This is a genomic window from Paenibacillus stellifer, assembly GCF_000758685.1.
In the GTDB taxonomy this organism is placed as follows: domain Bacteria; phylum Bacillota; class Bacilli; order Paenibacillales; family Paenibacillaceae; genus Paenibacillus_AQ; species Paenibacillus_AQ stellifer.
The window spans coordinates 4,724,901-4,739,268 of sequence record NZ_CP009286.1; the positions used below are offsets into that span (position 1 = coordinate 4,724,901).

11 protein-coding genes and 1 pseudogene are annotated in these 14,368 nt (G+C 54.8%); 5 read left to right on the forward strand and 7 right to left on the reverse strand.

The window, feature by feature from the left end; translation table 11 throughout:
- Positions 1 to 239: 239 nt before the first annotated feature.
- From PSTEL_RS21785 to PSTEL_RS21795, 3 genes are all read right to left on the reverse strand, one after another.
- Entirely contained in the window at positions 240 to 2,303 is a 2,064-nt protein-coding gene (locus tag PSTEL_RS21785) for an ABC transporter ATP-binding protein (RefSeq protein ID WP_038698621.1), read from the reverse strand.
- Positions 2,300 to 4,087, reverse strand: coding sequence for an ABC transporter ATP-binding protein (locus PSTEL_RS21790; protein ID WP_084065255.1), 1,788 nt, complete (start codon positions 4,085 to 4,087; stop codon positions 2,300 to 2,302). The genes PSTEL_RS21785 and PSTEL_RS21790 overlap by 4 nt, the downstream gene beginning before the upstream one ends.
- Positions 4,088 to 4,280: 193 nt before the next feature.
- On the reverse strand, positions 4,281 to 4,532 hold the full coding sequence (locus tag PSTEL_RS21795; protein WP_038698623.1) for a GGDEF domain-containing protein: 252 nt from the start codon (positions 4,530 to 4,532) through the stop codon (positions 4,281 to 4,283).
- A gap of 318 nt (positions 4,533 to 4,850) precedes the next feature.
- Here PSTEL_RS21795 and PSTEL_RS21800 point away from each other — a divergent pair, with 318 nt between their 5' ends.
- On the forward strand, positions 4,851 to 6,878 hold the full coding sequence (locus PSTEL_RS21800; protein WP_038698625.1) for a serine hydrolase domain-containing protein: 2,028 nt from the start codon (positions 4,851 to 4,853) through the stop codon (positions 6,876 to 6,878).
- Between the two features lie 119 nt (positions 6,879 to 6,997).
- Here PSTEL_RS21800 and PSTEL_RS21805 read toward each other — a convergent pair whose 3' ends face one another.
- The gene (locus PSTEL_RS21805; RefSeq protein WP_038698627.1) at positions 6,998 to 9,376 is read right to left on the reverse strand and encodes an ABC transporter ATP-binding protein/permease; all 2,379 of its coding nucleotides are present in this window, start codon (positions 9,374 to 9,376) and stop codon (positions 6,998 to 7,000) included.
- A gap of 186 nt (positions 9,377 to 9,562) precedes the next feature.
- Here PSTEL_RS21805 and PSTEL_RS21810 point away from each other — a divergent pair, with 186 nt between their 5' ends.
- From PSTEL_RS21810 to PSTEL_RS21815, 3 genes are all read left to right on the forward strand, one after another.
- Positions 9,563 to 10,012, forward strand: coding sequence for a response regulator transcription factor (locus PSTEL_RS21810; RefSeq protein ID WP_425415246.1), 450 nt, complete (start codon positions 9,563 to 9,565; stop codon positions 10,010 to 10,012).
- On the forward strand, positions 9,964 to 10,239 hold the full coding sequence (locus tag PSTEL_RS29015; RefSeq protein WP_425415247.1) for a winged helix-turn-helix domain-containing protein: 276 nt from the start codon (positions 9,964 to 9,966) through the stop codon (positions 10,237 to 10,239). The genes PSTEL_RS21810 and PSTEL_RS29015 overlap by 49 nt, the downstream gene beginning before the upstream one ends.
- A 77-nt stretch (positions 10,240 to 10,316) precedes the next feature.
- On the forward strand, positions 10,317 to 11,282 hold the full coding sequence (locus PSTEL_RS21815; RefSeq protein ID WP_218917563.1) for a HAMP domain-containing sensor histidine kinase: 966 nt from the start codon (positions 10,317 to 10,319) through the stop codon (positions 11,280 to 11,282).
- Positions 11,283 to 11,484: 202 nt separating this feature from the next.
- Here the strand turns inward: PSTEL_RS21815 and PSTEL_RS21820 are convergent, their stop codons facing one another.
- The 3 genes and pseudogenes from PSTEL_RS21820 to PSTEL_RS21830 form a co-directional block, all read right to left on the reverse strand.
- Complete coding sequence (locus PSTEL_RS21820) at positions 11,485 to 11,955, reverse strand: hypothetical protein (protein ID WP_038698631.1); 471 nt, start codon at positions 11,953 to 11,955, stop codon at positions 11,485 to 11,487.
- A 330-nt stretch (positions 11,956 to 12,285) separates the two neighbouring features.
- Positions 12,286 to 13,083, reverse strand: coding sequence for a TrmH family RNA methyltransferase (locus PSTEL_RS21825; protein ID WP_038698633.1), 798 nt, complete (start codon positions 13,081 to 13,083; stop codon positions 12,286 to 12,288).
- 130 nt (positions 13,084 to 13,213) lie between these two features.
- A pseudogene (locus tag PSTEL_RS21830) lies at positions 13,214 to 13,879 on the reverse strand (potassium channel family protein); the annotation flags it as partial.
- Between the two features lie 154 nt (positions 13,880 to 14,033).
- Between PSTEL_RS21830 and PSTEL_RS21835 the strand changes: the two are divergent.
- Complete coding sequence (locus PSTEL_RS21835) at positions 14,034 to 14,276, forward strand: small acid-soluble spore protein SspI (RefSeq protein WP_038698637.1); 243 nt, start codon at positions 14,034 to 14,036, stop codon at positions 14,274 to 14,276.
- Positions 14,277 to 14,368 lie beyond the last annotated feature (92 nt).

Consider the following 14,368-nt stretch of genomic DNA (forward strand, 5'->3'; position numbering starts at 1 on the left):
TGAATGGCAGCAGCCCCAGAGCCGGTACTTACCGGAGCTGGGGCTGCGCTTGTAGCGATTGATATGCGGCTTTCATGCCGCGCTGCAGGAGGGTAAACGACTGGTGAGATTGCCGCAGCACATTCTGTTATTTGACAATGAGAGACCAGCCAAGAACCTTCTTGACCGGCCTCTTCATCAACGTGTAATTCCATACAATATGCATAATTTGAAACAATGGACGTCCTTAAATTGGAAAATTAACCTGAGCTTTCGTCCCTCGTCTCTTCCCCGTGCCACAGCTTCCGGAAGCTTTCGCTGCTGTCCAGCAGCTCCTCCGCCGTTCCCTGCGCTTCGATCTCTCCATCCGCCAGCACGATCACATGGTCCGCCCGGTTGAATGCCGCCTTGCGGTGGGAGACGACGAGGCAGGCCGTGTTGCCCCGGATGAGGGATAATCTCTCCCACAGCCGCCGCTCCGTCTCGACATCCAGCGCGCTGGACAGATCGTCGAACACGTACAGCTGCGCCTCGCGCACCAGCATCCGGGCGGCAGCCGTCCGCTGGGCCTGGCCGCCGGACAGCTTCACGCCGCGCGGTCCGACCATGGTATCGAGGCCGTTCTGCAGATGCGGAACGTCCTCCTCCATCACGGCGGCGTGAATCACCTGCGTGAGGCGCCCCGGCTGCTCGGGATTCCCGAGCAGGATGTTGTTCCGCAGCGTGTCGCTGTACAGCCGCGGAATCTGCGCGGTGTAGGCGCTCTGCGGCGGAACGAAGAAATCGGCGGGGCTGTCTACCCGCCGGCCGTTCCAGCGGATGTCGCCTGCATCCGCCGTGAGAAGACCGAGCAGCGTCCGCACGAGCGTCGTCTTGCCGCTGCCGATCATCCCGGTGATGACCGTGAAGGAGCCGCGGCGGAGGTCCAGGTCGATGTTCCGGATGCCCCGTCCGGTTTCGGGATAGCGGTATGTCAGTCCGCGGACGGACAGCTCCGTAAGCGGCGGGGCTTGCGCAGGGAGCGCCTCGGCCGGACTGGCGGCGGGATGCTCACCGCCGCCAGGTCCTCCCGCGACGGTTCTCTGCGGCGGGAACTCGTCGTCTCCATCCGGATCGCTTACATTTGCAGATCCGCGTTCGCCGCCCCCGGAATCGCCGACTACATAGGCGGTTTCGACCGGACCGCCTCCTCCTCTCTGGCCGCCTACATAGGCAGTCTCGACCGAACTGCCACCGTCTCTCTGGCCGCTTACATAGGCGGTCTCGACCGGACCGCCTCTTGCTGGCCGGCCCCCTCCGCCCTCGCTTTCGCGGCTGCGGGCTTTGCGCTTCCGTTCGATGCCGATTTCATTCGGCTCTGTCAGCAGCGTCGCCGGCGCGCCCTGAAGCATATTCTTGATCCGCTCGAAGCTGACGCCGAGCTGTTTATAGTAGGTCATGAAATTGCCTACATTGGAAATCAGCGTCGTTACGAAGGTCAAATAGTAGACGAACAGCGACAGATCGCCGACCGTGAAGCCGCCGCTGCGCATTTTGTACCCGGCCAGCACGAGAATAAGGCCGGTTCCCAGGTTGACGGAGTTCGTGAAAATCGACGACAGCGTCTCCGTCAGCAGCTTGTCCTTGACCATCGATTGGCGGCGCCGCTCGCTGAGGGAGACGAAGCGCTCCACGATCCGCTTCTCGGCGCCCGCCACCTGAATGGCCTGCACATTGGCGAACATCTCGCTGATCGCTCCCGTTACCTTGGCCGTCGATTCACGGCTGGCCGCCCGGTATTTCTGGATACGGGCGGTGGCGATTTGCGCGGCGGTAACAACCAGGATCAGCGGAACGAATACGAGCACGGTCAGCTGCAGATCGATCGAGACGAGAATCCAGCTCGCAGCGATGACGAAGCCGACGAGACCGAGTGTGTCAACAGACCAGCTGGTCGCTTCCTCCGCCTGCTCCACATCGTCCCGGAAATTGCTGATCGCCTCGCCCGGCGAACACGGAATGGCTCTGGCGCCCGGCTCCTTCAGCACATGGCCCAGCATGTTCCGTCGCAACAATGTCGTGACCCGGTAGCGGAAATTCACGTCGGTCATGAATCCGGCGTAGATCAGCGCGATCCGTCCGAGCGCGGCAGCGACAAGCAGCGCGGCGATGCCCCATACCCCATAAGGGAAGGAGTACGTCCCTTCCAGGTGATCGAAGAACGCCTTCGTCAGCAATCCGGGCACGAGCGGAGCCATATGAATCAGCGACCAGGCGAGCAGATTCAGCAAATATAGGCCTGGTCTGTACAGAATTATCCGCCAGAAGAAATGTCTTGTCTTCATGCCAGCTCCTCCTCCATTCCGGCAGCCAGCATATGGCTGAACCGGGAATCCGGGTCCTTCGCCAGCGCCTCACGGGGACCGTTCTCGATCATCCGGCCGTTCTCCAGGATGAGAATTTGATCGGCACGCTGCACGGTGGCCAGCCTGTGCGCTATGATGATGCAGGTCTTCTCGGTCAGCAGGCGGCTGATCGCCGCCTCGATCCGGTGCTCCGTAAGCGGGTCAAGACGAGACGAGGCCTCGTCCAGAATGACCAGCCCCGGCTCCGTCAGGAAGACGCGGGCGAAGGCCAGCAGCTGGGCTTCCCCTGCCGATAGACCGCCGCCTCCCGAGGCCAGCTCCGCATCCAGCCCTTCGGGCAGCGAAGCCAGCCAGCTTCCGAGTCCCAGCTCCTCCAGGACAGCCGATATTCTTCCGTCTTCGATCCGGTCATCGAACAAGGTCAGATTGTCGCGGACAGAGCCTTCCAGAATTTCGATGTTCTGCGTGACAAGTGCCACCTTGCGCCGCAGCTCATGCAGCTTGCAGCTCCTTATATCGGTGCCGCCGAGCATGATGCTGCCCTCCTGCGGATCGTAGAAACGGAGCAGCAGGCGCGCGAGTGTCGTCTTGCCGCTGCCTGTGCGGCCGAGAAGGCCGAGTGTCTGCCCCGGCGCAAGCCGGAGGCGAAGATCACACAGCGTCGCCGCCTCTCCATCCTCATAGGCAAAGGTCAAATCGCGAAATTCCACCGCAAGCGGACCATCCGGAAGCTTCGCACCGGGGCCGTCTGTAATCTTCGGCTGCGTGGACAGCAGCTCATGCACGCGCATCAGGCTGGCGTCGGCTTTCTGCAAATCTTCAAGCTGAGTGCGGATCTTCTCGATCGGCTTCGCCAGCAGCTCCGTATAATAGAAGACCATATAAATGGAACCGATGGTCAGCGTGCCATGCCCGTTCTTCCACAGGGCGGCGCATACGAGAAAAGCCGCGGCATTGCCCAGCGTAAAGACGAGAATCGTCGTGCTCCACATCAGAAAAAAGCCTAAAAAAGAGCGCACCCGGACCGGCAGCATCCGGCGGGCCAGCTCATAGAACCGGTTCATCACATAACCGGCCGCCCCGTTCGCCCGCGTATCCTCCGTTCCTTCCAGATGCTCGCCGATGAAGCCGTAGAATTCGGCGTTCAGCACCCGCCACTGCTTCCACGCCGGAACGGCGAATTTGCGGATGTACTGGATCAGGAAGACGGCTCCGATGACGAACAGGGTCATGGTCAGGCCGATCCAGATATTTTCCCGGAACAGTAGCGCCAGAATCCCGATCATGAGGAGCAGATTGCCGAACAGATGAATGATGAAGCTGGAGAAAAAATTCGCAAGCGCGTTCACATCCCCGTCCACCCGCTCAATCAGCGAGCCGGAGGTCTGTGTCTTGTGAAAGCTCATGTCCAGGGACAGGCAGTGCTCCGCCAGTTCGGCCCGCAGCTTGTTCGTCGTCGACCAGCCCAGGTTTTCACTGAAATAGGCGGCCGCTACCGACACGCCCTGTTGAAGAAGCGAGAAGACAATGAATAGACCGGCCGCGTAATAGAGCAGCTTAAGGTCTCCCTGCCCTTGTGCCGTATCGATGAAATAACGGATGATCTGCGGATTCACGAGCGCAAGCCCGATCGACGCCAGCAGCAGTACCGTCATTCCTGCCAGCAGCCGGCGCTGCGGCAGCACATAGCGGACCAGCATGTTGCGGTACAGTCCGGGACTGCGCCGAGTATCGCTCCCGCCAGGCTTATGCTTTCTTCGCATGAAGTTCTTCCTTTCCTGGAGAAAAGATTGCCATTCGCTGGATTTATGCGGAATACTCTCCTATTTTAAGGGTATATAACATCGGCCGCAAAGGCGAAAATCCAACAGATTTATAACCGGTTATCCGACAATCCAAAAAAGCCCGACCCGGTCTCTGACGAAACTGGATTGGGCTTGCGCGATATGCTTAAGACTATTCCTCGTCAGGGGTATACACTTCTACACGATCCCTGCCGTTGTTCTTAGCCTGGTACAACGCATGGTCCGCCTTCTTGATCATCTCTTCGGGCCTGGAATCGGCGCCTCCCTCGCTTGTGTATATGCCAGCCGACACGGTGATGCGGATCTGCTCGCTGCCCGTGGAGAAGAGATGATCCTTGACCTGCTCCCGTATCCGTTCGCACCTGATCGCCCCGGCTGGCCGTGCAGACCGTGAACGCCTCATCCTCCAGAATATCCTGGAGCAGCCTTACGTTGTTGGGATTGTCGTCTACTACCAGCAGAGTATGGTTCACTGCGGCTCCCCTCCCATCCATGTGCTAAGTTTGAGAAAGAACGCCTCATCATCCTTATATCGGCGGCCATAAGATCAAATATAAAATAACCGGGGTGATCAGGCAAAGGATTTCCCGAAGAATTCATCAGCTGAGCTGGACTTAAGACCAGTTGAAAATACAGTCTTAGGTAGGTTTTAGCCGAAGGAATGGGAATGGTACGATCTTTTTGCAACAAATTCCAATTTCGAACGACGGAGGCTGATCTGATGAAAAGGACAAAAGCCGCGGCAGGTTTGCTGGTTCTGGCGATGGCGCTTTCGGCCGCGGTGCCGGTAAATGCGCAGGCAGGCATCCATGCGGCAGCAGTAAGCAAGACGGCTCTGGATGCGAGGGCAGCGGCGGCATTTCTGGACAAATTTTTTGAGGATGAACAAAAGGAAGCGGCGACGAGCGCGGCTGCGGTAACCGTAGTCAAGGACGGCAGCGTTATAGCAGAGGCCGGTTACGGGCAGAGTGACAAATCGTCCGGCACCAAGGTCGATCCTGCGAGCACGCCGTTCAGAGTCGGCTCAGTGTCCAAGGTGTTTACGGTCGTCGCACTGATGCAGCTTGTCGACCAAGGAAAGATCGGGCTTCAGGACAACATTGAGAAGTATCTCGGCGGCTACAAAATCAAGAATCCGTTCGGCAAGCCGGTTACGGTGGAGATGCTGTTGACCCATACGACGGGCTTTGAAGTAAGAGACCCCACGGTGGCCAGCATTCTGTATGATCCTTCCGCCAAAGCGCTTACGCTTAAAGAGTCGGTGTTCGCTAATTTCCCGCCAGTCGTGCGTGAGCCGGGAACCTCCTACATGTATGACAACTTCGCTTCCGAGGTTGTGGGCTACATCGTTCAGGAGGTCAGCGGCGAACCTTTCAACGACTATATGAACAAGCATGTGTTTGGGCCGCTAGGCATGACTTCCAGCACCTTTGATTCGGCAGGCAGCCTGGCCTCACAGCTTCCGGCGGTGTATGACGCCAGCGGTAAGGAAGCGCCGTTCTACCGCCTGTCGCCGGAAGTGCTGCCGGAAGGCAGCATGATTACAACAGCGAAGGACATGTCGCGGTTCATGATCGCTTGGCTGAACGGCGGCAAGACGGAGGACGGGCATGCGCTCCTGTCGACTTCCTCCGTAGAAGCCATGTCGACCTACCATGTGTCGATCAACCCCGATGTCCCGGATATGACTTACGGCTTCGAAGCGCCCGCACCGCTGACGGATGCCAACGGCCGCCGCATCATTGCGAAGGGCGGCAGCATACCGGGATTCGAATCCTATATGTTCCTGCTGCCTGACGAGAAGACCGGCGTCTTCGTCTCGGCCGTGACGGGATCGGATGTAACGACGCAGCTATATGCAGCCTTCATGGATGCCTTCTATCCCGGAACGGAGAAATTAGGCGACGCGGAGTATACGCCGCAGCCGCAGTCCGAACTCAAACGGTTCGAAGGCATTTACAGAGACCTGCGAATAGGCATCTTGCTGAACAAGGTAACGGCCAGCGGAGACGGGACGCTGACCAGCAGCAATCAGACGGGCCGGCACACGACGCTCAAGCAGGTGGGAAGACTGCTGTTTGTCGATGAGGACGGCTACCCGATGGCGTTTAAGGAAGACAGCCAGGGCAATATCGCCTATCTGAAGTACAGCAATCCCGGCAGCTATGCGGGCCGACTGGCTGAGGGGTCCGGCTTCCCGGATGTGCCCCGGGATCATCCGTATGCCAATTACATTTACGGGCTGCAGTCGCTCGGCGTATTGACGGGCGATTCGGCGCAGGCTTTCGGTCCCGGGGAACCGGTTACCCGGGAAGCTTTTATTCATGGAATCATGAGCCAGTTCAATCTGCCACCGTCACAGAACGAGCATGTCTTTAAGGATGTAGCGAAATCGCCGTATGCAGCGGAGATCCAGGCGGCAGCCGAGCTCGGATTGCTGTCCGGTACAGGCAACGGCCGGTTCGAGCCGCAGCGCGTCATCAAGCGCGAGGAAGCAGCCATGATAACGCTGAAGCTGCTGCAGATTTCCGGATATCAGCCGCAGAAGAGCAGCACCAAGCTGGCGAGCGGAACTTCGCCGTGGGCGGAGGCGGCCGTGAAGACGCTCATCGATCTTCAAATGTACGGACCCGAAGTTACGGAGCAGAACGGACGGTATGACTACGGCTCGCAGAGGGGTCTGACGAGAGCGGAATGCGCCGCGATCCAGTACTCCCTGGTGCTGCCGGAACAATCGCTGATTCCCTGACCCCCGGTAGAACGTTCGGCTTCATAAGCGCATAATAAAGGCCCCCTCAAGCGGTTGAGGGGGCCTTGTGCATTTTGAATTACAACATTTTGAAATACAATTTACAATTTGTGGACTCTTTACTCACTGCGCAGCGCTGCGACCGGATCTTTCTTCGCGGCCATCTTGGCCGGAATGGAGCCGCCGATCATCGTAAGCCCTACACTGATTACGCCAAGAATGAGCGCATGCAGCGGATTTAACTGAGCGACATTCGACAGATCCGTCAAATTTTGCAGGATCGCATTGACCGGGATCGTCAGCAGATACGTAATGCCAATCCCCAGAATGCCTGAGCAGGCCCCGATAATAAACGTCTCGGCATTGAACACCCGCGTAATATCCTTCTTGCGGGCACCCAGCGCGCGCAGCACGCCGATCTCTTTCGTCCGTTCCATGACGGAAATATACGTGATAATTGCGATCATGATCAAGGATACAACTAGAGAAATTGCGGCAAAAGCAATCAGTACCAGCGTAATCCCGTCCATAATACTGCCGGAGATGTTCGTAACGATAGCCGCCAGGTCGGTATAGATCACCTGATCTTTGGTGTCACGTCCTTCATTCCACTTGTCCAGATAAGCGATAACCGATTCCTTGGCACTGAAGTCAATCGGGTACAGCGAGACGGAAGTTGGGATATCTGTTGCTCCCAATGACGCCAGCGCCTCCTCTTTGGTCAAGGAAGCTGCGCCTCCCGCTGCACCGGCGCCAGCGCCCATTCTCTCTAGCGGACTTCCGCCCGCTATGGCTGAACCACTGCCTGACACCTCATCAGACAATGCCTGACCGGTCAACACGTTGAAATCTGCTTTCTGCTGTGCCAACACGATTTCCGACTTCTGCGCATCCGCTATAAAAGAAGCGGCAAGCTCGTCTGAATAGGCAATGCCCGGATTCAGCGAAGATATGCTGGTTCCTTCCTTGGCGCGAAGCACCCCAACGATGTTCAACGTCTCTGCTTTAGGACTGTTATACAGCTCCATTAAATTCGCTGCTGTTCCGTTTACGACAAATTGGTCGCCATTTTTACGGTAATAGTCATTGTTCATTACGAGCTTCAGCTTCGTTCCGACGAGATCGCCCAGATCGATGCTGTCCACCTTATAATCCAGTCCCAGAGCAGATACCGCTGCATCGGTCAGGCGGTTATATTCGTCGACGATAAGCACAACATCGTTCTTGCTTGCAGGGAACTTACCGTCCAGCACATCATAATATTGCTCCAGATAGCTTCCCGTTTCACTTCCCTGTTTGCTGGGATACGCGGTCAGACTGATTCTGCTCTTATCCAGAGCCGCCGCCTTTTCTCCATCCGACACCAGTACATTCATATTCACGCTGCGGGTATAAGAGATTCCATCAATGAGCGCCGGATCGATTTTATTCAAATAGTCGATATATTCCTTGGTCAGCACATTGGTGTGCTGCCTGGAATTCTCGCTGGGGTCATAGGGATATAATTTTTTCTCTGCGGGATAGGCGGGAAGCTTCGATTCTCCCTCGTCCGGCGGCCCGATCTGCACACTCGTTGCCGTCTGATTAATCGAGATCGGGAAGTTGGAGAGCGCCCCGGTTTCGTACGAGCTGATCTGCTTATCGAATCCATTCGACAGGGACAGGATCAAGGCAATGCCGATGATTCCGATACTTGAAGCAAAAGCGGTCAGGCCCGTCCGCCATTTCTTGGTCGCGATATTTTTACCCGATAATTTCAAGGCCGTGAAGAAGCTCATGCTGGTTTCCTTCAGCTTATAGGAGCTTGTGGTCTTCTGATTCGCCAGCGGATTGCTGTCCGATACGGCATGACCGTCCGAGAAGCGGATGATGCGGTCCGCATAGCTCTCGGCCAACTCCGGATTATGCGTAACCATGATAACCAGCTTGTCTTCCGCGATGGTCTTGATCAGCTCCATGATTTGCTCACTGGTTTCCGTATCCAGCGCACCAGTCGGCTCATCCGCGAGAATAATATCCGGGTTGTTGGCCAGTGCACGGGCAATGGCTACCCGCTGCATCTGTCCCCCTGAGAGCTGGTTCGGTTTCTTATGGATATGATCCTTCAATCCGACCTTCTCCAGGGCTTCAAGAGCCTTACGGTGTTTCTCAGCCGAAGCCACCCCACTGAGCGTCATTCCCATTTCTACATTATCCAAGAGACTTAAATGCGAAATCAGGTTGTAACTTTGAAAAATAAAACCCACACTATTGTTACGGTATGCGTCCCAGTCACTGTCTTTGAAGTGCTCCGTCGATTGTCCGTTAATAATCAGCTCTCCGCTGTCATATTGATCAAGTCCGCCGATGATATTTAACAGTGTTGTTTTGCCTGATCCGCTTTGGCCCAGGATCGCGACGAATTCACTTTTCCTGAAATTCAGATTGATCTTATCCAGCGCAACCTGCGTGAATTCTCCAGTCCTGTAGCTTTTGGTGACGTTTTTCAATTGCAGCAATTTTTCCACTCTCCATTTCTATTCCATCCATGTAATCTTCTGTCTCTGCTCTTCTTGCTGCCCCCATTGTAAACGTCTAATATAAACTCAACCTCAACTGCAGCAGTTGAGATTCAGTTGATCTTGATGAGGTACACTTGAACTATCTATGTACGGAATACAACGACCCGCCCGGGAGGAGACCTTATGTTTAATGTACTTGTCGTTGAAGATGACAGTAAATTGCGCCAGCTCTTCTGCACCGTTCTGACCCGAAATGGATACCATGCCATACCGGCAGTGAACGGCGAGGATGCGCTGGCTGTACTTGATAAAGAATTTATCGATTTGATTATTTGCGATGTTATGATGCCTCGTATGGATGGCTTCGAGCTAACGCAGACGCTTAGAGAGAACAACCAGCAGCTTCCCATTCTGATGGTGACTGCGCGGGAGAATTTCGCGGACAAACAGCAGGGGTTCCTCGTCGGAATCGACGATTATATGGTCAAGCCGATCAATGTCAATGAAATGGTTCTCCGCGTCGGGGCGCTGCTCCGCCGGGCCAAAATCAACAATGAACGCAAGATCGCATGGGGGGGGGGGCCGTGCTGGATTACGATGAGCTTACTGTTCATCAGGGAGGGGAGAGCATAATTCTTCCGCAGAAGGAGTTCTATCTTCTCTACAAAATGATCTCCTATCCGAACAAAATCTTTACCAAACAGCAGCTGATGGATGAAATATGGGGGATGGATTCCGAATCCGACGAGCATACGGTAGTTGTCCATATCAACCGATTGCGTGAGCGTTTCAGGGAGAGTTCCGACTTTGAAATCGTCACGGTAAGAGGACTCGGATATAAGGCTGTGAGGCTGGGATGAGACGTAAAAAAAATAGAGGCTTGTGGTGGTATTTTGTATCGCTGGTGTTTGTTATTATTCTGTTTTTTATCTTGATCATGTCGATTCTTGCTTATCTATACTTCCAGATAGACAATAACACTACGGTGCACAAAAATCCCTTCCCTCCCATTCTGCTGCTTGTCTTGTTCAGTCTGGTCATCGGGACATCCATCACCATAGAGGTCGGCCGGAGAATCTTATCCCCGATTAAGGATTTCAGCAATGCGGCCAAGGAGATCGCCAACGGCAACTTCGACATTTATTTGAATGAATCGCACCGGGTCAACGAGATCAGCGACGTAGCCCATCACTTTAATATTATGGTTCAAGAGCTGCGCAGCATTGAGACTCTCCGCAATGATTTTGTGGTCAATGTATCCCACGAATTCAAGACGCCTATTGCGGCTATCGAAGGCTACGCAACCCTGTTGCAGGAAGACAATCTTAGCCAGGAAGAACATGACGAATATACCAGGATGATTATAGAGAGCGCCCGGCAATTGTCCACCCTCTCCGGCAATATTCTCCGAATATCCAAGCTGGAGAACCAGGAAATGCTCACAGAACTAACGGAATACCGGCTGGATGAACAGCTTCGGCAGGCTTTATTGCTACTGGAATCGATGTGGACTCCCAAGCAGTTAAGCCTCAATATTGATTTGGACGAGCTGCGCTACTATGGCAATGAAGATCTCATGATGCAGGTGTGGCTCAACATGCTCGGCAATGCGATCAAATTCACCCCGGAGTGTGGGGAAATCTCGGTTTCTCTCCATCTCGACGGCCCCTGGATTTCGGTAGTCATATCCGACACCGGCATAGGCATGCCGCCAGGCGTCAGCAAGCATATTTTCGAGAAATTCTATCAGGGTGATCCAGCCCGCTCTGCCGAAGGCAACGGCCTTGGCTTGCCTTTGGTGGCCCGCATTATCAGCTTGAGCCGAGGAACGATTGAGGTAACCAGCGCACCCGGGCAAGGCTCAACTTTTACGGTCAGGTTGCCTGCGGTTGCTGGGGGTTGATTGAAGTATTCCTTGCCGAAGAATACAACCAATTGGCAAAATGTCAGAATTAAGAATCTGGAGTAACCCAAGCGAAAAATAAAATTGTCTGAAAGCAAAAGGGTTGCTGTTCTGTTAGTCAGCAACCCTATTAGACATAACTGCTCGCACACATTGCATCATAAAGAGCATCTGAGACATGATAAAGACAGCTGAGCTCTGGCTAGCCATTAAGTATAGATGTAGATAGCCTTTTCCAGTTATCGGTACCGATCATGCGAAGTATAGTCTCTTTTTGTCTTGTATCATACTTATCTACGTTGTAGTCGGATGTCATATCGAAAGGTTTAATATATTGATTCTGGCTATCGTCAAGGATGTACATAAAATATTTTGTCTCTACAACAGATCCATTCGATTCATAGGATAACTGTAAAATATAAATTCGATCCAATCGGTCGGCTTCGGGAATATTTGCAGGTTCAGCCTTGTCAATTTCTGATACTGTTGAGTTCAAAGATTCAGGGTCAACTGTAACATCAATCAATTCAGGCTGTGATTTGATCGAGTCCGTTCTGTACAGAAATAGATTAATCGAGGATAGCGTCCCTGAAGGTTCTTTTTCCTTAGTAAATGTACATGCTGTAAGAAAAAAGCTACAGAGTATAACGAATAGAATTGCTTTAAATCTCATCCCCGCCTCTCCTATGCATTTCCCGATACGACCTTAATTTGCTCAAGCTCTCAGCCAATTGAAGGGGAAGAGCGATTTAGACAGGGCCGCCTTCTGGCTTTTCCCTGGTGCTCTTCCCTTGGATTTTCCTTGCTGTGGCGGGGGTTGCGGTTTTAGCCGCAGTTGCTGCAACTTGTCGCATTTGCCGCAGTTGTCGCACTTCGCCGCCCTTGCCGCAGTTCGCCGCCCTTGCCGCATTTGCCCGTGGTTGGTTTGGGAAATGAGTGGAAAATGGGTGGGGTGAGACGACTTTAATTGCTGCGGGATGAGTTTATTTGCTTTGAGATGGGTTTATTTGCTATGCATCCCCCGCTGCCGCATCGCTTCAAACAGCAGAATCGTTGCGGCCATTGCTGCGTTGAGCGATTCGGCCCGGCCGCGCATCGGAATGATGATGCTCTTGTCGACCTGGGCCGCCGTTTCTGGCGAGATGCCCCGGCCCTCGCTGCCGATCAGCAGCCACTGGCTGCCGCGAAAATCATGGCTGTAGCAGGAATCCTCTCCCTGCAGCGAAGTGCTGACCAGCAGCGCCCCGTGCTCCCGCGCCTTGGGCAGCAGCTCCGCAAGATCTGCCTCCACTACCGGCAGATGAAACATCGAGCCCATCGTGGAACGGATGGTCTTCGGGTTGTACAGGTCGGCACAGCCCCGGCCGAGCACGACGCCATCCGCGCCGGCCGCATCCGCGCTGCGGATGATCGTGCCGACATTGCCGGGGTCCTGCACACCGTCCAGGACCATGACAAGGGCGCCTGGCCCCAGCAGCGCCTCCTCTGCCGCATTCTTCGCCTTGCGCACAATGGCGAATACGGGCTGCGGCGTGCCGGTGCTGCTGCATTTGGCGATGACAGCGGCCGAGACCGCCACGGTCTCCATGCCGGAGACGGCTTGAAGCAGCCCGGCCAGCTCGGCGGGCATGCCTTTGTCCAGATCGTAAGCCAGAACCTCCACATCCGCTTCCGCCAGCAGCGCCTCCTGAACGAGATGGATGCCTTCGACAATATATTTGCCCTGGCGGTCGCGATGCTTCTTCTCCTGCAGGGCCGCCCATTCTTTAACCCGCGCGTTCTGCGGGGACATAATCTCCATAGGGTCCAACCTTTCTTCACAGCTTGTAAGAACGTATCAATTTTCAAACCGAAATCATGTTCATGTACTCGCATGACGCCAACTACCGGCACATTCTCGCGCAGCAGGACTGCTCTCCGTTCCCCCGCACCTATTGATACGCCATCTCCAGCTTGGTCAAGCTGTCCTTGTGCCCAACAATAACCAGTACATCCCCTCTGGTGAGCCGGTCATCGGCGTTTGGCGTGATGTTCATTTCATCCCCACGCCGGATGGCGATTACGTTGCAGCGGAATTTAGCTCGAATATCGAGCTCCTGCAGGTTCCGGCCGATCATTGGCGCCGCCGCTTTCATTTCGAGAATGCTGTAGTCCGGCGAGAGCTCTATATACTCCAAAATATTCGGCGAAGCCAAATGATGGGCCACCCGTGTCCCCATATCCCGCTCCGGATAAATGACTTTATCGGCTCCGATTTTGCTCAGCACCTTGCCGTGCAGCTCGCTCTTCGCCTTCACCAGAATGACGGGAACGCCAAGATCCTTCAGGATCAGCGTCGTCAAAATACTGGACTGAATATCCTCTCCGATCGCCACGACAACGACATCGAAATTGCGGATGCCGAGAGCCCGAAGCGCCTCCTCGTCCGTTGAATCCGCCGACACCGCATGCGTGACAATAGCTGAAATCTCCTGAACACGCTGCTCGTCCGCATCGATCGCCAGCACGTCATAGCCCATGCCGCTCAGCGCCCTGGCTACACTCGATCCGAACCGGCCCATCCCGATGATGGCGTACTGCTTCTTGGCCATTCCTCCGCAACCTCCCGTTGTCTACAATATCGGTAACAGTATAGCATACGGCCGGAGAAACTTGAATTTTCAAGGCCTATTCCGGATATATTAAGGCAAGCTTAGTTGATTGATCCAGCGAAGCATAACCCATTTGCTTATCAAAAAAGGAGGCTGCCCCATGCCCGTCACGCTCGATTTGCGACAGGCCATTATCCATAAGACCCACGGCCAGTCCAAGGATACTCTGCGGGAAATGATCGACGGCTCCGTCGACGGTCCGGAGACCGCCTTGCCGGGACTCGGCGTCCTGTTCGAAATGGTCTGGAAGGACCTCGATCCCGCGAAAAAAGACAAAGTGATCGAAATGCTCCACGATCGGCTGGACAAGATTTCGCTCGGCTCGCTGACGACGGAGAACTGATACGCGAGCCGTAGACCGCTGCGCAGCGCGCTTGACGACGTAACCCAGACAACGGAAGGATGCTCTGTGCAGGTGTATATCATATGTCAGAC